At 46.2% G+C, this 21,472-nt stretch carries 17 protein-coding genes; 10 read left to right on the top strand and 7 right to left on the bottom strand.

Annotated features, from left to right (window positions below):
• Nucleotides 1-9: 9 nt before the first annotated feature.
• The gene (locus tag NSQ91_RS31555) at nt 10-978 is read left to right on the top strand and encodes a helix-turn-helix transcriptional regulator (protein WP_076303507.1); all 969 of its coding nucleotides are present in this window, start codon (nt 10-12) and stop codon (nt 976-978) included.
• 98 nt (nt 979-1,076) lie between these two features.
• On the opposite strand, the gene NSQ91_RS31550 is transcribed toward NSQ91_RS31555, so the two are convergent.
• A complete protein-coding gene (locus tag NSQ91_RS31550; protein ID WP_076303508.1) occupies nt 1,077-1,547 on the bottom strand; it encodes a pyridoxamine 5'-phosphate oxidase family protein in 471 nt (156 codons plus the stop codon).
• Nucleotides 1,548-1,862: 315 nt separating this feature from the next.
• Here NSQ91_RS31550 and NSQ91_RS31545 point away from each other — a divergent pair, with 315 nt between their 5' ends.
• From NSQ91_RS31545 to NSQ91_RS31510, 8 genes are all read left to right on the top strand, one after another.
• Nucleotides 1,863-4,751, top strand: a complete 2,889-nt coding sequence (locus NSQ91_RS31545; protein ID WP_076282214.1) for an S-layer homology domain-containing protein — start codon at nt 1,863-1,865, stop codon at nt 4,749-4,751.
• Between the two features lie 172 nt (nt 4,752-4,923).
• Nucleotides 4,924-5,880, top strand: a complete 957-nt coding sequence (locus NSQ91_RS31540; RefSeq protein WP_076303509.1) for a quinone oxidoreductase family protein — start codon at nt 4,924-4,926, stop codon at nt 5,878-5,880.
• A gap of 1 nt (nt 5,881) precedes the next feature.
• The gene (locus NSQ91_RS31535) at nt 5,882-6,316 is read left to right on the top strand and encodes a MarR family winged helix-turn-helix transcriptional regulator (protein WP_076181752.1); all 435 of its coding nucleotides are present in this window, start codon (nt 5,882-5,884) and stop codon (nt 6,314-6,316) included.
• Between the two features lie 250 nt (nt 6,317-6,566).
• Nucleotides 6,567-7,100: a YceI family protein gene (locus tag NSQ91_RS31530; protein WP_076181754.1), complete on the top strand. Its 534-nt coding sequence runs from the start codon at nt 6,567-6,569 to the stop codon at nt 7,098-7,100.
• Nucleotides 7,101-7,293: 193 nt separating this feature from the next.
• A complete protein-coding gene (locus NSQ91_RS31525) occupies nt 7,294-8,229 on the top strand; it encodes a LytTR family transcriptional regulator DNA-binding domain-containing protein (protein WP_076181756.1) in 936 nt (311 codons plus the stop codon).
• Nucleotides 8,230-8,333: 104 nt separating this feature from the next.
• Entirely contained in the window at nt 8,334-9,179 is an 846-nt protein-coding gene (locus NSQ91_RS31520) for an ABC transporter ATP-binding protein (protein WP_076303510.1), read from the top strand.
• Nucleotides 9,176-9,886, top strand: coding sequence for an ABC transporter permease (locus NSQ91_RS31515; RefSeq protein WP_076191510.1), 711 nt, complete (start codon nt 9,176-9,178; stop codon nt 9,884-9,886). Before NSQ91_RS31520 ends, NSQ91_RS31515 begins: the two co-directional genes overlap by 4 nt.
• 203 nt (nt 9,887-10,089) lie before the next feature.
• Nucleotides 10,090-10,470 carry a hypothetical protein gene (locus NSQ91_RS31510; RefSeq protein ID WP_076181760.1) on the top strand — a complete coding sequence of 127 codons (381 nt, stop codon included), beginning with the start codon at nt 10,090-10,092 and terminating at the stop codon, nt 10,468-10,470.
• A 183-nt stretch (nt 10,471-10,653) separates the two neighbouring features.
• On the opposite strand, the gene NSQ91_RS31505 is transcribed toward NSQ91_RS31510, so the two are convergent.
• The 6 genes from NSQ91_RS31505 to NSQ91_RS31480 all read right to left on the bottom strand — a co-directional run bounded on the left by NSQ91_RS31505 (nt 10,654) and on the right by NSQ91_RS31480 (nt 20,526).
• On the bottom strand, nt 10,654-13,275 hold the full coding sequence (locus tag NSQ91_RS31505; RefSeq protein ID WP_076303511.1) for a family 16 glycosylhydrolase: 2,622 nt from the start codon (nt 13,273-13,275) through the stop codon (nt 10,654-10,656).
• 136 nt (nt 13,276-13,411) lie between these two features.
• A complete protein-coding gene (locus tag NSQ91_RS31500; protein ID WP_076303512.1) occupies nt 13,412-14,983 on the bottom strand; it encodes a response regulator transcription factor in 1,572 nt (523 codons plus the stop codon).
• 3 nt (nt 14,984-14,986) lie between these two features.
• On the bottom strand, nt 14,987-16,825 hold the full coding sequence (locus NSQ91_RS31495) for a sensor histidine kinase (RefSeq protein ID WP_076303513.1): 1,839 nt from the start codon (nt 16,823-16,825) through the stop codon (nt 14,987-14,989).
• Between the two features lie 148 nt (nt 16,826-16,973).
• Nucleotides 16,974-18,638 (bottom strand): extracellular solute-binding protein, encoded by a 1,665-nt coding sequence (locus tag NSQ91_RS31490; protein WP_076303514.1) that lies wholly within the window; start codon nt 18,636-18,638, stop codon nt 16,974-16,976.
• A 64-nt stretch (nt 18,639-18,702) separates the two neighbouring features.
• A complete protein-coding gene (locus NSQ91_RS31485) occupies nt 18,703-19,587 on the bottom strand; it encodes a carbohydrate ABC transporter permease (protein WP_038573901.1) in 885 nt (294 codons plus the stop codon).
• A gap of 18 nt (nt 19,588-19,605) precedes the next feature.
• On the bottom strand, nt 19,606-20,526 hold the full coding sequence (locus tag NSQ91_RS31480) for an ABC transporter permease (protein ID WP_076124267.1): 921 nt from the start codon (nt 20,524-20,526) through the stop codon (nt 19,606-19,608).
• Between the two features lie 148 nt (nt 20,527-20,674).
• Here NSQ91_RS31480 and NSQ91_RS31475 point away from each other — a divergent pair, with 148 nt between their 5' ends.
• Nucleotides 20,675-21,418: a glycoside hydrolase family 16 protein gene (locus NSQ91_RS31475; protein ID WP_076191524.1), complete on the top strand. Its 744-nt coding sequence runs from the start codon at nt 20,675-20,677 to the stop codon at nt 21,416-21,418.
• Nucleotides 21,419-21,472: the final 54 nt, after the last annotated feature.

Raw genomic sequence — 21,472 nt, 5'->3', positions numbered from 1 at the left:
CACACAATCATGCGAGTCGACCGATTGCTCTCCATGCTGCTGATCATCTCCGGTAAAGGTACGGTAACGGGCAAGGAGCTTGCCGAGCATTTCGAGGTATCCTTGCGAATGAAGAATTTACACGGCTTGTTTGGCAGGAACGAAGCTTTTAATGACATCATGTTAAAGGTTGAGCATACCTATAAGCGGGAGTCCGATAAGCACAAGCTGACTCTGGATATGTGCCATTTCAGCATGGAGCAGGAAAATAAAGAATACATTGGGATCATAAGCAAGGCCATCACGGATAACAGGCTGCTGGTGTTCGACTATATCAATAGGGATATGGAAAAGCTGGAGCGAACGGTAGAGCCAAGCTGGATTGACTTTCGCCACGGCCATTGGTATGTGATAGGCTTTTGCCGGGTCAGAGAGGACTACCGCAGATTCAAGCTCGTGCGGATTAGGCAACTGAGACAGGGGCCGCCTTTTGCAAAAAGAGAGCTGCCGGAAGACCAAATCGCCGAGGTTATTAAGCAAAGCTATTCGCAGCGGGACATACAGGTCGTACTCAGATTCACTTCGCGAATTGGCGTGCAGCTTACCGAGTATTTTGAGAAAGAGAAGATTAGCCGGGGTGAAGATGGCAGTACGACGCTCCAGCTATATTATGATAGAAATGTGTATAAAGTGAAATTTATCTACATTGATCCATTTACACAAGAAGAAAAGCTAATCAATGAGGAAACCTATCGTTTCGGCGTACAATTCACGATTCCAAGTAAATCTGTCTGGGGATTAGGAGTGACTGGAATTGGATGGAAGGCGTTAGACGGGGCACCGGAAATTGATGAGTATGCTATGAACTTAGTGCCGGCACAAAATGTGACTTATGAGCTTATCTTGCCTGACGAAGGAAGCGGAGAAGGTGGAGAAGGTGAAAATCCGGGATTTCCGGGAAGTCAATTCCCAGGCCTTACGGGTTTTATAAAGTTCTAATGTAGCTGTTATCATTTAGTTGGTTCTTATGAAAAGGTTCATCGCGGCTGACTGCTGCGATGAACCTTTTTTGCTGACTGTTCTATCACATAGATCACTTAATTTGCCGTCTTATTGATAAAATCAATCTCATTTCTGATCCCTTTATGGGCGTCATTCCACAGGCCCTTTGTCAGGCGAATGCGCAGCAGACATGTGTTAGGGTCTTCGTCGTTATTGGCTTCGTTATACCACCCGGCGAATATTGTGCGCAGCTTTGTCATCATCTCCGCGTTTTTCTCGTCACATACCCAGCCCAGGTTTTCACCGATACCATCGGCCGTAAAGTTTTCGACGATGATACAAACAGCGACTTCGGGGTTTTGGGCGATCTGCTGCATCTTGCCTGAGGTCGCGTAAGTAACGGTGTAGAACGCACCGTCCTCATAATAGGCGTCTACAATGCGGGCGGAGGGACGGCTTTTGCCATTAGTCCCCGGTTCCAGTGCGATGGTGGATAGTGAGATCAGGCCGTCCTTGTTACCCGCTTGTTCTTCCAGCAGCTTCATGGCTTCGTCGTACTTGCTCATTATATTACCTCCTAAAGTGTCATAAGGCATACATTATTAAGCTTATCATTGTAAAATCTTAGTGAATGTGAAGAATAATACGATAAAATATTAAATCGCTATCAATCCAAGCTTATACTCGATGGTCTTTTTTTTATGCCATTTAATCTCCAGTCTACAAATATATCTATTTTTTTATCTAATAGACATTGTAAATTACCCTGGTCCTATTGTAGAATCAAGAAGTTGTCGAATAATGGTGTAAAATGCCATCCTTGGAACTCACTAGGACGACAGACTCATTGATATTTTTAGAGTAAGAAGGGGGAAGAAACAATGTTATTCCAAGCAGCACGCCGTAAACTCAGTCTGATGATTGTGTTTGCCCTATTATTAAGCACTCTTACGCCACATATGGTGTTTGGTGAGGCCGCGCAGTTCAAAGACATCACAGGCTCTTATGCGCAAAAGGAGATTCAATCATTAACTGAAGCAGGAATAATCTCAGGTTATGAAGATAACTCTTTTAAACCGAAAAAGGCTATGTCACGTGCCGAACTGGCGAAAATCATAGTCCTGTCGTTGGGGCTAGAAGCAAATGCTGATCAAGCCGCACCGTTTAAAGACGTTGCCGCGAACAGTTGGTATCGCGGTTATGTAGGTGCATTGGTAAAGGCAGGCATTACGGAGGGGACATCGGCCACCACCTTCAGTCCTAATGCAAATGTCACCCGTGAGGAGCTGGTCGTGTTTTTCATCCGAGCTTTCGAATTGGATGAAACAGCGAAGAAGCTTCCGGTTGATAGCAAGCTGTCGGATATCTCAGAGGTGTCCGAATGGGCAAAAGCGCAAGTATCCCTTGCCTTCAAAAATGGTTTCATCAACGGGGTCCAAGGCAGTGACGGCACTCTGAAATTCAAACCGAAAGAGCATGCGGAGCGCCAGGCTCTGGCTCGTCTGGCTTATGAGTTCAAAACCAATAAATCAGTATATGTCGAGAAATCCAAACAGCTTCTGGCTGAAGAGCTTAATAAGGGCAAGAGTCCTGAGGCAACACCGACTGCCACCCCGGCAACAACTGACCGCGGGACATCTGTGACCGCACCGGCGCCGGGAGCTTCAGGTCCGGGAACGCCAGCATCGGCAACCCCAGCACCGGCAACCCCAGCACCAGTGACACCAACACCAACATCGGCACCGACACCGACACCGACACCGGCAACCCCGGCACCGGCAAATGCTCTCCAGGTTGTGGTGAAGGGGGAGAGTTCAGATGCCATTTATGTGGAAGAGCCAACAGAAGTTATATTCCGCTCATCGATTAATGCGCCAGGAACGGTAATCGCTAGTGTCTATCAAGTAGATGACAGCGGCAAAGTCATTTCGCAAATCATTTCGTTGTACGATGACGGTTTGGAAGCCCATGGAGACAGTCTTGAGGCAGACGGACTGTACAGTGGCAAAGCAGTATTGACTGAAAGTACGGAGGGTTACATAAATCTGCAGGCGTTTGTGGGAGATGTGCCAAGCAGCACAGTTTTTAAATTATCTGTAATGAAGCATCTTACGGATGAACAGCTTGCACAAACGGAAATCATTGAAAATAATACACAGAGTAAGCTTGATCAACTGGCTACTTCATATGGTAATTTGCAAAAAGCAAAGGAAGAAACTGTGGCTTGGCTCCAAACCCAAGCAGAAGTAGAGCATGCTGGGATTTCGGGTGAAGGAGGAAGCATCTGGTATTTGCTGGACAACGGGATTCTAGGGGGGATATCCGCAGCTCCTGAGAATACAAAAGGGTTAAGCAGCACCGTAGAAGAGGCTGCGTCCAGTACTACATTGGCGGCTGAGGCGCTAACGCAAAATGTGGAACAAACCGTGGCCACCATAGGAAGCCAGCGAGTTGCTGTGATTTCTCCGTTCTCCGGCACACTTCCATCTTCGACTGTTTATGACGCTGTATATCACAGCTTTGACCAGTCGAGTTACCCTTTCCTTGTAGAAAGAGTAAAGGACACCGCAGCGGGCGTTAATTTCTTTAAAGGGCTGAATCAGTATGGCGTCGTGGTCTTGGATACCCACGGAGATACTTACTATGATGAAAAAGTGCTTCAAAAGCTCCATAATAAGTACGGCATTGATTTCAAATACGCTGGACCGCAAGTTATGTTCCTGACAGGAGAAAAGGCAACGACAGAGAGCAAAAAGACCTATGAGTTGGACTTGAAAAAGGGACGACTGGCTATTATATCCGGTTATTATGCTATTACACCGTCTTTTATTACACGGTACAACGATATGCTACCTGATACCATCGTATATAATGGCAGCTGCCGCAGCGCGTACAACGATTCCATGGCAGATGCCTTCATCAACAATGGTGCTGGCACTTATTATGGATATACCGATTATGTAAAGCTTGCATATGATCAAGCTATTGCTAAATCCGTATTTACCGCTTTAAACGATGACAACATGACAACCGAAAAAGCCTTTCAAGCAGCAGTGGCTGCCCATGGAGCAAACGATGGGTTGGCAGCATTCTTCATGAAAGGAAGCAGCATTGGCACTAAGACCGAAGGGGTCATCAACGGAACCTTTGAAAACGGAACTTGGACCGGCTGGAATGGAAACGGCGATGTTCGGGTGATCTCCAAGCTGGGACCGCTTAAACCGACAGAGGGGAACTACATGGCTATTATCAGCACTGGCCTTGGGTATGAAAACAATGATCAAGGAGGATATGACTACAATTCAGACAGTTATATCGAGCAAAGTTTCATTGTTCCGGCGGGTGCAACAACCCTATCGTTTGATTACAATTTCATTTCTGAGGAGCCTAAGGAATTCGTTGGAAGCAAATTCAATGACACCTTCAGAGCAACGGTAACTTCCAGTGTATACATTAATACGGCTTCCCTCATTACTTCTCACATAAATGGCGGCAATACAGTGACGTCCAGTGTCTATGGTAATGATTCTGTTATTATCGGGGCTGAATCGATTAATGAATCCACGGCCTATTGGATTGAAGAGAACAAAGTAGCGATTGATTTCTACGGCGGGGATCATACAACATACATGACGAATTGGAAGCATGTACAATTTGATGTAAGCCAATTTGCCGGCAAGGGCTCCATTGTCCTTCGGTTCCATGTTTGGGATCAAGGAGATAGTATCTACGATACGGCGGTACTAATCGATAATGTAATATTAAAGTAATCAAAAAACGGCTGGATCAGGGGAACCTGACCAGCCGTTTCTTTTGGAAATAAGCTAATGGGCGTGCGTTTGGATATGGATTCCAAATAAAGTGTGCATATTGCACATAATTTATGTTATACTTTATTATGTGCAATATGCACATAATATGGGGTGGAAGAAGGGTGTAAATATGAAGGCAGCAATCGTAAAGGTTAAGGGGACGATTCCCGTAATGGGTCATTTTGATTCCCCCGTTGGGACAGAGGGGCTAGTTATAATTAACGTTACGGCCACAGCCTTGAGTCGAGTTAGCAAGTTCCGTTCAATGGGTATGCACTATTCTTCTGAAGATAACTTTCCAATTGTAGCCGGTATCGACGGTGTAGGAACTTTGAAAGATGGGTCTCGTGTTTACTTTGCGCTGCCTACTGCACCATATGGCAGTTTGGCTGAGCAAACAATTGTCAACGAAAAGCTGACTGTCCGTTTACCAGATGGTATTGATGATCTCACTGCTGCCGCTATCGCCAACCCTGCTATGTCGTCATGGGCTGCATTGGTATTTCGAGCTGATTTTAAATCCGGTCAAACTGTATTGATTAATGGCGCTACTGGTACATCCGGTAGTTTAGCAGTTCAGATTGCTAAGGGTCTGGGGGCCAAGAAGGTCATTGTAACAGGACGCAACGAATCGAAGTTGCAAGCACTTGAAGCTGATGAGGCCATTGCATTTGATATGACAGCCGACAACGGTCAAAAAATGTTTGAAAACGCCCTAATGCCAGTTATTGCTGAAGGTGTTGATGTTATATTGGATTATCTTTGGGGCGACAGCGCACTCGCCATCATGTCAGCTCTTGCTAAGGCGAAAACGGATCGTTCAACCCGTTTTGTAAGCATTGGAACTTCATCTGGCCAAGAAAGCATTCATTTACCTTCATCTCTTTTACGCTCATCAACAATCGAACTCGTAGGTAGCGGAGATAAGAGTGTTTCCAAAGCTGATATGCTATCCGCTGTTAGAGGTGTCTTTGAAATGGCCGCCGAGGGGAAGATAAAAATTACCACAAAAGAGTTCGCTCTAGAAGATATTGAAGAGGCCTGGAATGCCCCGCTAATGCCTCGTCCTGTTGTAAGGGTGAAATAAAATGGAAAACGATATTTTTAAAGCGCTGATCGATTTAGTTTCCATTATCAATAGGCCAGACCGCGATAAGAAGATGATTGCTAATGCTGGCGTAAATTTGGAGGCAGCAACCTTTCGTGTCTTTGTGGGCATCGTGCATCTCCAACCGACTAGTGTTGGTGATTTGGCCGCCATGATGGGAAAAAACTATTCGAGTGTTAGCCGGCAAATCGATAAGTTAGAAAACGCGGGGTTGGTTCATACGTATCCATCAAGTGCAGATTCCCGCATTCGTGTGTCTGAATTGACGAAAAGCGGGGAGAAAATCAATACAATGATTAGCCTCACCCGTGAACGAATTTTGCATGAAGCTTTGGATGACTGGACTCTGGAGGAAAAAAACAGCTTATTGAATAACTTAAGGCGTTTATTTGAATCGCTGCAAAGATTCGACTAGTTGCAGATTATGACTGTTCACACACAGTTCGATGTTTATTGCGATGGTGGATATTCGGGTAAAAGGAATTACGGATTCAATGGGGAACCATTCTGAAATCGGATTTACGAGGAAGCCACAAAAATGCTAAAACGCTACTGACACAACGTTGTCAGTAGCGTTTTTGTATATTAGGTGTATAGCGAGTAGCGCATTGTTTTGGAGATAGGTGACCTTGCTCATAATCTTATTATAGAGGTGGAATTTATTCATGAGTAATATCAAATGGGAAGTGGATCCGGACCACAGCTCTGTCGAGTTTTCGGTGACGCATTTAATGATTAATAAAATCAAAGGAGTATTTGAGCGTTTCCAGGCTATCTTAAGTTTTGATCCCAACGAGTTAACAACCATGGGTATTCAGGCTTCCGTAGACGCAAATAGTATCACAACTCGCCAAGCGCAACGAGATGAACATTTGAGGGGCGACGATTTCCTTCATGCTGCCAAGTATCCAACCATTGCATTTCAAAGCACCAACTGTGTCTTTGCTGGTGAGCGGCAATATGAACTTACAGGCAATCTAACTCTGCATGGAGTAACCCAATCTGTTACTTTTCATACTGTTTTTGAAGGACTAAACAAGGACCCCCGCGGACGGGAACGTGTAGGATTTCACTCAACAGCCAGTATTGATCGTAATGAATTTGGATTGAAATTCAACTCGCCTCTGGAAACGGGTGGAATTATAGTCGGAAATGAAGTGAGGATCGAGCTTTGTATTGAGGCAATTAAAATAAATTAGTGACCCTAAAGACTATCCTTTTATCGGGATGGTCTTTATTCAAAACTTGCTGTTACAGAAATTGCGCTGAACCGTATTACTAATTAATGTACTCTTGCACCGAGCGGAGAAGCTGCTTGGGCTTTTTTTTATGTGCAGAAATGACTAGAAGATGCCTTGACTAATATTTGCATTAAATGACCGGGAGGATGGCATGCAATTTCAACCAATTTATTATAATGGGGAATTATTTCTACCGAAGATCGAATTAAATATGACACCGAACCAATCGGTTGGCATCATAACGGACTTGAAGCGAAAGCAGCTTTTAATGAATCAATTAGGTGATCATTCCCAATATTATTTATTTCGGGCTGGGCAAAACGAGTATATGCGTTTATCGGTGGAGGAACTAATCACTTTTCTAATCAGAATAACGGAGAGGAATGAGCGTGCCGCTTCGTTGATAGATTATTTTGCTTTAAAGGAAGAACGGAAGGTAAAGATCAAGGATCTAAGCTCATCGAAAAGAATGTATGTGACATTGCTGCGTGTATTTTTTGCGCATCAGCCTACACTTGTACTGGAGGAACCCTATTTTTACTTGGAAGAGCAAGATTGTCGTCAACTCAAACGGATTCTTGATGATCTTTCACAAGAAAAGCAGATTTTAATTTTAACTTCGAATTTAGAGGATGCCCTTATTTCCTGTGATGCCATTTATCGGTTGAACGAATCGGGATTTCATCCATTGGATATTCGGGACTTCGACGAGGATAAGCAGGAAGTACAGAAACAAGACGAGGCCAATATAACCTTGCAGAAGATCTCTACCAAAAGAAATGACAAAGTGATTTTATTTAATCCGCCTGAAATTGATTTTATAGAAAGTGTAGAGGGGTCAATCCTTGTTCATGTGGGCGGTGAAAATTATGACTGTGCGCTAACGCTGACCGAGCTCGAGCAGAGATTATTAAATTTCGGTTTTTTTAGGTGTCACCGATCCTATATTGTTAATCTGCAAAAAGTAAGAGAGATTATTACATGGACGAAAAATAGCTACAGCTTGCGATTAAATACAGGTCAAGATGCCGTGGTTCCGTTATCCCGTTCAAAATTGTCTGAATTAAAAGCTCTTCTTAACATTTAAAGGGTACCATTCAGGCGCTTACAGCTACATTTCGGCGCGTTTTGATGGCAGGAAGCATGTAATCTGTATATGTTTAAGCCATCAACACTAAGGATGTGGAGTTAATGAATGTTATTCGGGTAGAACGTATCCGTAAGAGATTTGGAGAAAAAGATGCGTTAGCAGATGTTTCTTTTTCAATTCCTAAGGGTGAAATTTTTGGTTTCCTTGGACCGAGTGGCTCAGGCAAAACAACATTAATCAAGATTTTAACGGCACAATTAAATCCGACAAGTGGACAGGCAAGTGTATTTGATCAGTCAGCGGAGATGATGCAGCAGTCTGCTCAGAAGATGCGTTTTGGCATTTTGACGGATAACAGTGGTCTATATGAGAGGTTAAGTATTGAGGAAAATCTGGAGCTGTATCGTAAGCTATATGATCTTCCCAAATCTGCGGTCGACAAGGTGCTGCAGTTTGTAAACTTAAGCGGAGAGCGCAAAAAGAAAGCCAACCTCTTATCCAAAGGGATGCGTCAGCGTGTCATGCTGGCATGCGCGATTATCCATGAGCCGGAATTATTATTTCTGGATGAACCAACTTCGGCTTTGGATCCGGTAAACACAGCACATATTTATAAAGGCTTACGCTACTTAAATGAGAAAGGAACAACGATTTTTCTGACTACGCATGATATGTCTGAAGCAGAATTGATATGCAACCGTGTAGCGATTCTGTATCAGGGACAAATCCAAACCATAGGCTCACCAAAGGAACTTAAGCGGCAGCACCGGGAGAACGTAATTTGTGTGGACTTAATCAATGGGGAAACCTACGAGCTCCCGATCGATGAGGGGACGGCTGATCAAATCGCGGATTGGATGAAGCGGGGGCTAATTGACCGGTTAGAGACGAAAGAACCAAGTCTAGGTGATATCTTTATTAAAATGACAGGAAGTGAGCTACTATGAGTATCTCATACAAACGTGCCCGGGCGATATTTGTGAAGGATTACAAAGAGTTTTCACGTAACTACGCGCTGTCCATTATGCTGATTTTTCCTATTATTATCGCTCTGATTTTCAAGAGGGCAGGTGCGTCTTTACCTGGAGCCAGCGGTTTTCTTTTTAATAGTTCGTTTGTATTGCTAACATGTTTCGCACAAGCCTGCTTGATTGCGGAAGAGAAGGAGCGTAACACTTTACGGTCATTAATGATGACACCGGCTACGACCATGGATGTACTAATCGGTAAAAGCAGTTTGGTCTTTGTCATGTCTGCTGTTGTTCTCGCTATTTCCACATTATTATTTGGCTATGAGCCAGCTAATATATGGGCGTTTGTGGCAGTAATCATTCTTTCGATTATTCTGTACACTGCAGCCGGGACGATCTGCGGCTTATTCTCCAAGACGTTGCTTGAAGCCTCATTATCTATACTCCCTGTGGCGTTCATATTTATGGGGGCACCGTGGGGAGAAGTACTAGCGAAGGATTATCCGGTCTTCAAAGTGCTGGATTACATGCCAAGCAGTCAGCTTGTGCATCTGCTGGGTCTAAGCAATACAGGTTATACGACGGGCGATGTATTGAAACCACTCCTCATTAATTTGGTATGGACGGTTGTGCTAACAGTAGTGTCTGTCATTTTGTATCAGCGGCGGTTGAAGGACGAGTAAGGGAGCTCTGAAGGGACTTTAGCCAGCCTTCGGTGGGTCTTTGGTAGGGTTGAAACAAGCGGCCGACTGAGACTATACGACGATTATTTTCCAATTGAGGCTGTGATGTTGTCATGACGGGGCCTGCCGGGTAATAAAGATGATTAGAACTTTCAAATTTGGCTGATTTTGGATTGGGAGCCAAGGAAACGGGGGGAAAGATCATGGCGGCACAGACAGTATCAGGCATCAGCTCCGTACAGACCATTGCGGCCTACGGCGGTACACAGAGTGATGTCAGTTCTCTGGAGAAACAGCGAAACCTGCTGATGATGGAACTGGATAAAGTGAATGCGGCACAAGGAAGTGAGATGCAGACGCCTTATCGCCGGGAGCAGCTGCAGCGGCAAATCCGGCTGCTGGAGTCCCAACTGGTACAGAAAAGCGGGAGCAGCACCTCCGTAAATTTTGTGCCGGCTTCTCCGCTTCAGGATCACCTCCCCCTTTGGGGAAATGAAGGAATGGGAGGCCTCAAGGGCATCGGCCTGACTGATCCCCGGACGGCGACGGTGGACGCGGAGGGTCATTTCGACGCGTTAATTTAGGCAAGCGAGCGAAGGTGCGGAAAGCGTCAGGTGATGAACTGACGGCCCATAATCATGAGGCTAGCTGAGCTTCCACCGAGGAGACCAGCAACACGGTAGAAACAACAAAATAGGCGAGAGGGAAGCTTCAACACTTCCTCCTCGCCTATTCGTGTTCATGCAGTTGCTTAGCGTTCAACTACTTTACTCTGGTGTTCCTTGGGTTACCCCATGGATATACGAGAGCGTTGGGGAATCGACGGCCCCTTGTCCCGGATTATAGGTGAAGGAGTACTCGATGGTATCCCCGTGTTGCAGGTGATTTACAGGGTAGGTATAGTTTCCGTTTCCTGCCGGGGTCATGGCTACGTTTAGCTGCCCACCGTTATTTAGCTTATAGTGTAAGTCGGCAAAGGTTGCGCCGTTCACATAGAACAGCAGGTCGTCACCTATTTTCTTCAGACCCCGCACCTCATCGCCGACGATGATAACACCGGATGATGCTGCCGGTACAACAGTGATGGTGGAGAGGGCTGTTTTATTGCCGTCGGCTGTTGTAGCCGTTACGGTTGTTGTGCCTGGAGTGAGTCCCGTCACGAGACCGTTCGGATTCACGGAAGCGACGCTGGTACCTGATACGGTCCAAGTGACCTGCTTATTGGTTGCATTAGACGGGGCAATATTGGCGTTCAACTGCACAGTCTGTCCAACCTCCACCTGCGCAGTAGTTTGATTCAGAGAAATACCGGTAACTGGTACGTTTACCGGATTCTGGCTGTTGCCTTCTTTATAGACACGAACATAATCCACTTGCATTGCTGCAGGAATATCGGACGGATCTGGGGTTTGGCCGCTGTCGAAGTGCCCGCCGATCGCCAGATTCATAATGATGTAGAAGGGTTGATCGAATGGGGCATTCGGATTGTTAGGTGCAGCTACGGAATACCATTGATCTCTACTGACTTTAAAGAAGAACTTGCCGTCCACATACCATTTCATATTATCTTCTTCCCAGATCATGGAGTACACATGATAATCATTGGCGAAGGTCTGGCCTTCAGGGAAGTGATATTCACCAGCAATATATCTGTTTACAGGCCATTGTCCGCCAAAGTGTATGGCCCCGCTGGTCGTGCCGGGCAAGCGTCCTTTGGCTTCCATAATATCAATTTCTCCGGATGCGGCCCACGCTCCATAAGCGGCATCTTCCGGAAGCATCCAAAGTGCTGGCCAAACGCCGTTACCTGTAGGCAGCTTAGCACGAATATCTACTCTGCCGTACTGGAAGGACAAGTGATCTTTGGTGTTAATCTTGCCGGATGAGTACTGGGCATACCGGCTTGGGTCCTGTGGAAAGGATTTTGAATCGTTCAAAGCTCTGATATTCAGCTTTCCGTCCTGTACAAATACATTTTGTGTACTGTCTGTATAGTGCTGCAGTTCCGCGTTGCCCCAGCCCCAGCTATTCGGATCGTCAGTAATATAATAACCTTGTTCGTAGCTCCATTTGCTCGTATCGAGCGCTGTTCCGTTAAATTCATCCTGCCAAATGAGATTCATGCCTTCTATCGCGGTGTCGTTTGGTGTTCCGATGGCAATGTCATCATGGTCGGATACATCCGGACGTGGGGCATCTGGATTACCGATAAAGGTATAGTTGACGTAATTGTTGCCGACACTTCCGCCCGCCTGTCCATTTAATGGATAGCCAATACGGATTTGCACATCCTCTTGGACGGGCTGGAACCAAAGCCCATAGATATAGTCAGCCCAATATCCCCACTGGTTGGCATCGGACATGTTGTTATAGCCATTGCCGGCGTATACAAATCCGCTTTGGCTGGAATCACTCATAGCAACCCATTGTCCGTTGATGTTAATTTGGTATACGTAATTTCCTAGCTCAGTGCCTATTGGAGCGCCCCCATCAATCTTAGGTAGCGGTACACCTATTACACCTTTTGCATCTGCGGTAAAGGTCGTTCCCTCATAAGGAGTTAAGACATATGAATTTCTTACCGGTTTATTAAAGGTGAGGGTATAAACGACGTTAGCCGTTGAGGTTTTCGATTCTAACTTGACGTTGATAGACTCTGTTACGGTGAACCAGTAGCCGCCGCCGCCTTCGGTGAATTGTCCGAAGTTGTTATCATAGATCCAGCCGCTGGCTGCATTATTGTCAATATCAATCCATGTATTGCTGCTTACAGGTTTTACATATACCTTCAGATCTTCAGCTACGGCTTCATAGGTAACGGCCGGATCATTGTTGAAGGTAGGATAAGTAAAGCCTGCACTTCCTGTAAATCCTGCTGTAATCTGCGGCCCTTGTGTAGGGGCCATAGCAGTAATGGTCGTTTTGTTTATGTTTTGAAATACCAGGGTGTAATCAAGTGTAACTCCATTAGCCTTGGAGAATAGCTGAATCTCCGTTGTTGCGGAGAGAGTGAACCAATAGCCATTCAAGCCACCGTCGCTCCAGTGTCCCCAGTTTTGGTTGTAGGTATAGCCGCCTGCATTGTCAATATCCACCCAGTTTCCAGCAACTTTTACTTTTACACCGACGTCATCGGAAACATCATTCCAGGTGGCAGAGCCCCCATTAAATGTAGGCATGACGAAACCATAGCTAGCTTGCCCAACCCCTGATTTTGAGATGACAGGACCGTCTGCTGCTGAAAAGTAAGACATAGAGGTAACTGTGGTTCCTGCTGCCTGCACCTTTGAAGTCGGCAATAGGCCAACCCCAGCTAACAGTACTACTGCTAAGAACAAACTAAATACCTTCTGCTTAAAACCACTCTCCGTATTGTAAAGTCGTTTCATACTTGCCCTCCTTTAATAAAATAATGAAGAAACGAAACCGCTTACATTTAGGGACATCTCTATTCTATCGAATATAATAATCAGCTAAAAGGTACAATTATTTTTGTTCTAACCCAATTTTTTGGCTTTTGATTATTTATAGCGCTGTGTCACGGTACTTTTCCCCGCTGTCGTGCTTCCGGCGCATCATTTGCCGATATTCTGTGGGCTGCATATCCATGACATCCCGAAAGGATCGTGTAAAACTTTTGTAGCTTTCATACCCTACCATGGTGGCTACCTCTACAATTTTATGATCGGTTTCGGCCAGTAGCCGCCGGGCTTTATCCAGGCGCACATCGCGCAAGTATTCTGCAAAGCCTTTGCCGATATTTTTTTTGAACAGGTTAGAAAAATAGGCATAATTAAGCGACACGTGATTCGATACCATCGCGAGATCCAGGGGTTTATGATAGCTTTCGTGTATAAAGCGTATGGCTTCATTTAAATCTTGCGAGTTGCGATAGCTGCACTTATATTCATAATAAAATTGGTTCAGCCGAAGCAGCTGTTGTTGCAGCGCCTGAATATAATCGCGAATACCCGGATAATCGAATAGATTACGTAAACATTCGATGTCCAGCGCTTCTTCCCCCATGTACGGGCGGATCACACGTACAGATTCCTCCAGCATCTGTACAATGGCACGACATAGCTGCTGTGTGTATTGGATGTGATAGCGTTGCAATGTATCTTTGTGAAATATCATAGAAATGCCTTGGGTGATTGTACCGCTGTTTTTGGTGCCGATTAACTGGAACAGGGCATATAACTCTTCATAGGGAAGCTCCCACTGCTGCTCCAGTCGATCAATATGTGTTGGCAAGATGCAGCTCTTCTCTGGAAACAGGTAACTGTGGCGATAGAGCTCCAACGCTTGTGTATAGCTGCGGGGCAACTCCTTCAATCCTTGCTGCGGGCTGGTCATGGCAGTAATGGCATCTATCTGTCCTGCTTTGAGGGCGGTCGGGAAGGCTCCCGTATCTACGGCCGCATCAACCGCGAGAATCAGGTACGGGCGGTGTTGCAGGCATATACACCCTCGTCTGCCATACACACGGTAGGCAAGGGATTCCATGCTGTGGCTACTGTCGGCCCCCGGTTGGTTAATCCATAATTCCTCCCGCAGCAGACACAGGCGGTAATTACTCCACAACTCTGGATTCTGTTGCTGGGTCTGGATAACCCACGCCTCATCAATCATTGCACCCTGCATGAACATACTCAGTTCCTTGCGGTCTGTCTCCCGGGCGCGGCGCGAGATATGCTCCATATTACGCGAGAGCGTCTGCCGTGTTTTTATCTCATTCGCAACATGTTCTACTGCGGTTTGCAGATCTTCACGTTTCACAGGTTTGAGCAGGTAGCCCTTTGCTCCAAGTTCGATGGCCTTTTGAGCATAGGCAAAATCACTATAGCCGCTAATAATCAGATAATCTACCTCGATGTGCTTCTGTTTACTCTGCGCCATCAGCGTCAGTCCATCCATATCGGGCATCCTGATATCAGTAATCACCAGTTGGATGTTGTGCTGACTCAATATATCCAAGGCCTCAATTCCGTTTACGGCACAGTAAATATTGTCCAGCTGGAGCGCAAATTGGCGCAGCATAGCCTGCAGCCCATCACGAATGTGCTTTTGATCGTCCACAATTAGAATATTGATCATGCCCTACCATCCTCCAAGATTCACATTTTCCCAAGGCAAACGTATGGTTACACAAGTATAGGCGCCCTGCACACTGTCAATCCAAAGACCGCAGTCCTTACCATAATGAAGCTGTATGCGCTTATGCACGTTCTCCAAGCCCAGTCCGTTTTTGCTGGTAACAATCGGTGAATCTGAGTCGCCCCGCAGCACAGCCTGCAGACTGGACAGCATTTCCGGGTCAATACCTGCGCCATCATCTCGTATCTCAATTAGCAGAAGGCTGTCATTTTCTACCGATACGGTAATTTGGATACTTACGCTGCCGCCCGAGGGCGCTGCATGATGAACGGCATTTTCGACGATGGGCTGCATGCACATTTTAGGGATTGTATAACGCAGTACCTCCTGCGGGAGATCGGCCGTCAACTCAATGCTGCCACCCTCCATAAAGTTTATGAATCGGACATAGCTGTGTATGTTGGCAAGTTCTTCGCTAAGCGCAACCGTATCGCTGCGCCATTGCATACTGTATCGCAGTTGTGAGCCTAAAGACACCAACGCTTCGGCGATAGCCGGCTGTCGCTGAACCTCCGCGAGCATACGGATGGATTCCAGCGCGTTATATAAAAAGTGTGAATTGATCTGCGAATGCAGCGAGTGCAGTTGTGCATTTTTGGCGATCAGCTGTTTATCTACCACTTGGGTCATCAGATGTTTGATTTCGTCCAACATATTATTGTAGCTGACGGCCACCTCGTCGATTTCGTCACCGGTTTCGTTTTTATCCAGGCCGGTATCAATTTTCGCATCCAGTTGGCCTTGCCGCACCTTGCGCATAGAAACCAGCACCCTGTCGAGCCGGCGGAAAATGCGCCGAGTGGTATGTGAAACGAGCAGTAACATCAGCAGCAATACACACAATGTGATCGCTACTACGAGCAAATACCAGCTTCGTGGGCCTTTCATCAGCGCTTGATGAGAGGCAATATCCACTACATAGGCGTTCAGTGGGGCGATGTAGCGATACAACGCGTAGTAAGTATGGTCACCTACCTTTACCTTAATGGGGCTACTCTGCTGCAGCACATCCAACCGCTGGTGAATGCTGCCTAGAATTTTATCCAATTCTTCACCGGCATTTTGAGAAAAAATATGCTCAGGATTGTATACCGATCGGGAAGAGTCGGCTCCATCCATCACTACAGAAAAGAAATCCCCCCCGCTATCCTCAAGCAAGTCACTGAAAAAGACGCTATGCTGGGCGCGGATTTCCATAATGGTAGGGAGTTTCTGCTGTTGCCCCTGAAGACGTACCAACCGGTAATAGGATAGCGTATGCTCTCCATCTTTAAAAGCAAATAAGCGGTATGCCGCACCGCCTTCCTCCCGAAGTGTCACCCAGTAGTCCTTCGGCCAGAACTTGTCATAATGGTAGATTTCAGGCCAAATCTCAAATAGGTTTGGATTATCGACATAGAAACTGAGCTCGCTGATCATCTCGTAGCTTTGAATGATATTATGCATTTGCTCAAATTGATTTTGTCTAAATTTTACGAGACGCAGGCCATCCCCGCGCATATTGGAGTGAATAAAATCTACAAATGCCTTTTGATTCAGCGCAGTAGAGGAAGCGTTCTCAATAATGCCCATTTTGCTGCGCAGCTGTTCGTTAATTCTTGAGACATGGCTGCTGCCGGTAGCCATAGCGTCCTTGTACAGCTGACTTTCCTGTGTGCGGATAAATAAAAAGGATACCACAATCGCAGGGATGGCAATCATCATGCTAAAGGCCAAAAACAATTTTTGGGAGATGCGGGAATTACGGTACAGCTTCTTCATTTTAGTCAGCAGATACTTCATTTAAGTAGCCTCCTACCCTTGTAATATACCATATATTACAAACTGCCCGGTAGGTAACTAGGCTGTTTTGTTAAATGGTTAAAAGAAGCGAAAAAGGGAATACCGGCCAACCTTTCGGTGGCCGGCAGTAATCTTTATACGGGCATTATTACTCTGCCATTTTGGATTTTCGCACATCCAGTTCAGCCTGGCGGTATTCCATCACCTTGCCAAAGCTGTAATTCTCGCGGCGGTCAAGGAAATTGTCGAAGATTTTATCAAATTCAGCCTCATTCTTGGCCGTAATTAGCTCAGGGAGTACTTCCTCCCAATTTTGCGAAATACGGGACCAGGCTACCGACACATCAGAATCGCCCTGTGGATCTAAGCCCTTATAGATACCGCTATCAATATCGGCCTGCTTATTGGCGAAGTCTTCCATTTGCTTAATGACAGGAGATTTCTCCGGTCTCCACTGGTTGACGATTACAGGGTTTCGCATCATCCAATAGGTATCCATGATGCCGTATTCTTTCTCCAGCTTCTCAATATCAGTGTCGAGTAATTTTACCATTTCAGGCTTCAGTTGCGGCTTGCCATCTACCATCTCCCATGTTTCGCCTTCCTTGCCAAGGAACAACTCTCGCTGGCCTTCTTCGCTGGCCAGATAGGTCAAAAAGCGGATGGCTCGTTCAGGGTTTTCGGTTGATTTGCTAATCATCGTCACCATCCAGCCGTCCATGTTGCCAGGGAATAACTTAGGGTTATCGCCCTTGCTGTTCTTTGGCCCATCGACTGCGATGTAGTAAGAGTCCGGGTTGCTGCTAGCAGCCAGCATAGGATTGACAGCCGACATACCGGTCCACTCACGGACCATCATGAAATAGCGGGCGTTGTTTGTTTTTTCCTCTACCTGAGTATCGGAATCCACCAGGAAATCCACATTAATCAACCCGCGCTCGTAAGCCGTACGGAAGGTTTTTAGCCAGGCAATATAATCGGGATCGGTAATGCGGTCGTATACTTTTCCGTCTTTCTCATGCGGTACGGCCAGTAGGTTCTGCAGATATTCGGTCATCCCGTAAGGGACGTTCCCTTGTGCAAAAAAGGGACTGATGGGCTGGCCTTTATATTGGGAGTACTTATCCTTTACCAGTTGCAGTGCGTTCAGAAAGCCCTCTGGAGTGCTAAGGTCCGGGCTGCCCATCTCCTCATACAAATCTTTTCGCACCAGGAAAGTCTGGTTGGCGGCCGTCATGCCAGTTTCATGCATCAGGTTGGGGCTATATGAATCATTCGGAACGCCATAGGTATTGCCATTTTCTTGACGATACCATTTCAGTGTACCGTCCCCGGCCACCTTGAAGAAGTAAGGGTCATACTTGTCAGCTAATTCATTTAAGGCGTAGACATGATCGCCTTCCCACAGCTTTTTGACAGCGGTTTCCCACGAACCCATTGATATCAAGTCTGGCAGCTTGCCCGAGGTCATCATTAGGGTAATATGCTCATTCGCTTCACCGGAAGGTACCTCAAGCTTGATGTTTACGCCTGTTTTTTCCGTTACGTACTTGGAGGTCAAGCTGTCTCCCCAAGTGTGGGCATACCAGTTAGCACCTACGAACCAGGTCAAATCAACAGGGCTGGTATCCAGCTTCCATGCCGGATCATCGGGATTGAGCTTTGCTTCACTCTGCGGCGGCTGTGTACTATCTGTAGGCTGTGGTGTTGGCTTATTTTCACTATTCGCTGAATTGGAACACGCGGCTATGCCTAGCATCAGGCTTGCGGCCAGAACGAGGGTCAACCCCGGCTTAATCAGATTGCGTTTCATGACATTATCATCCTTTCTTTGCTGCTTCTGAATTTTGTATACCAGTTTCTAGACACTCACACTCTTATCCCTTAATGGCGCCAATCATCACGCCTTTGACCAGATAGCGTTGAATGAAAGGATAGACTATCAGAATAGGCAGTGTGGCCACCATCATGGATGCAAATTTAATAGAGTTGCCGGGAAGTCTTGCGCCGAATTGCGCCATAGCTTGCTGCTGCATGAAGGACATAGAGTTCTCCGCAATGATTTTGTACAGCATGGTCTGCAGTGGCAGTAATTCCTGCGAACGGATGTAGATGACCCCCTGGTAATAATCATTCCAATGATAAACGGCTGAAAAAAGCGATATAGTCGCAATGACAGCCATGCTATTGGGCAATACGATTCTGAACAGGACACCATAGTCTGAAGCACCGTCTACCTTCGCAGATTCCTCCAGGCTGTCAGGTATGGTGCGGAAGAAGCTCATGAAAATGACCATATTAAAAAAAGTGTACATAGAGGGAATGATGAATATCCAAAAATTATCATATAAGCCCAGCTTCGTCATCAGAATAAATGTAGGGATCAGCCCGCCTGAGAACAGCATCGTAACCAATGCGATTTTAAGATACAGCTTGCGTCCGATCAGATTAGACTTGCTCATTCCGTAAGCAATAATGGCGGTAAACAACACATGCGTTGCTGTCCCGATCACTGTGCGCAGAGTGGTAATGTAAAAACCGTTCATCATTGTCTTATCATTGAACACAACACTATAGCTGGCCAGCGATAATTCTTTGGGAAACCAGTTGACGGTGCCCAGGGATGCCTGCTGCGGCGCGTTAAGCGAGTTAATGAATACAAACCACATCGGGTACAGTGTTAAAAAGCAAACCGCCAGCATCAGCAGGGTGTTGCAGACCTCAAATACTCCAATTTGCCGAAATCTTTTGCGTCTTTCCATACCTCTGTCCTCTCCTTTCTAAAAAATGCTGTCGCCGGTTAGTTTTTTGGATGTGTGATTGGCCAAAAACAACAAACCTAGCGCCACAATAGAGCGGGCGAACAGGACGGCTGTTGAGAAGGAATGGCGCCCGGAGACCAACCCCATGTTGTAGATATACAAGTCTAGGCTTTCCGCCATCCTCATGTTCATATTGTTCTTCAACATAAAGATCTGCTCAAAGTTACTGCCGAGTATCCCGCTGACAGCGAGGATGAACAAAATAGCGATGGTGGGGCGTATGCTCTGAATGGTGATATGCCACATCCGTTGCCGCCGGTTTGCGCCATCCAGCTCAGCCGCTTCGTACAGCCCCGGATCAATGCCGGATATTGCCGCTATGTAGATAATGGCGCTCCAGCCGGTTTCTTTTAACGTATCGGTAAAAAAGGTGATCCACCAAAAGTACTTAGGGTCGCTGTTAAACAGGATTTCGCGTTCCTGGAGCCCAATCGCCATCATCAACTGATTGATCACACCGCCCTCGCCCAGCCAATTGAGCGCAATGCCGCCAAAAATCGTCCAGGCAATAAAGTGCGGCAGGTACGAAATGGTTTGTACCGTTCGCTTAAATCGAAGACTCCGTATTTCATTCAGCAGCAAGGCAAACAAGATAGGAATGGGAAAACCCAGGACCAGCTTGATGCTGCTCATCCCCAGAGTATTGCGAATCGAACGCCAAAAACGCTCATCCGTCAAAAAATCCTGAAAATGCTTCAGCCCGACAAACGGTGATTCTAGTAAGGGTTTGGCGATGCTGTAGTCCATAAATGCAATAATGAGCCAAAACATAGGGATATAACAAAAGATAAACATCCAGATGATTCCCGGGATAACCATGCTTTGCAATTGCCACTGCTTAAAAAGCGCTTTCATTTGTTCCGTTCTGTATTGGAACATTTTCCGTGCCCCCTTTCTATTTCATCGTATGAAAAAGCGTATAGGAAAAAAAGCCCATGATTATCGACCCTATCCCATTTTTTTAGATTTGTTTGACCAGCCGCAAAAATTAAGTATGCTGTGATTAAATGAAGGGAGTGTGCAAAGGATGAATAAACCTATATGGGAACAGAATTTCTTAGATAGAAATGCCGATTTGAAGCTATGGAATATCCGCCTTGGCAATGACTTGTTAGATAATGAGGGTAATCCCATAGACCCAGGTTGGGGCAACGGAGAGCAGCAGTATTACACGGATCATTCCAGCAATCTGTATATCGATGAATTTGGCTTAAATCTGTGCGCACGCAGTGAATCCATTGGAAAGGATGGGCGTAATTTTGCATATACCTCGGCTCGTTTGGATACAAAGGACCATTTTTCCTTTTGCTATGGGAAGTTAGTTGTGCGTGCAAAGCTGCCGGTGGGGCAAGGGGTTTGGCCTGCCATCTGGTTGCTTCCGCAGGAACAGGCTTACGGACCTTGGCCAGCTTCCGGCGAGATTGATATCATGGAAGCCAAAGGCCGCTTGCCTCAGCAAATATCCGGAACACTGCACTACGGAAAGGATTGGGAACATCAAATCGTCGAGGAGTTCTCGCACCATTTTGAAAGCGGAACCATTAATGAATTCCATGATTATGCACTGGAATGGACCGCCAGTTCGATTCGATGGCTGGTAGACGGACATTGCTTTGCCGAGCGCTGCTTGGAGCCAGGGGTTATGCCCTTTAACGAGTCATTTTATCTGGTGCTGAACCTTGCAGTGGGCGGCTGGTATGACAATGTAGCGGTTGACGAGGCTGTACTGCCAGCGGTGATGACGGTTTCAGGGATATGGCTGTACCCATAATTAAGAATCTTTGTGAGGCTCTATTATCGATTTTCAATACCTACATCCCATCTG

Origin of the sequence: Paenibacillus sp. FSL R7-0048, assembly GCF_038004505.1 — a bacterium.
Taxonomy (GTDB): Bacteria; Bacillota; Bacilli; order Paenibacillales; family Paenibacillaceae; genus Paenibacillus_AQ; species Paenibacillus_AQ odorifer.
Note: the sequence above shows the minus strand (reverse complement) of the source record. Positions and strands in the feature narration are given on the sequence as shown.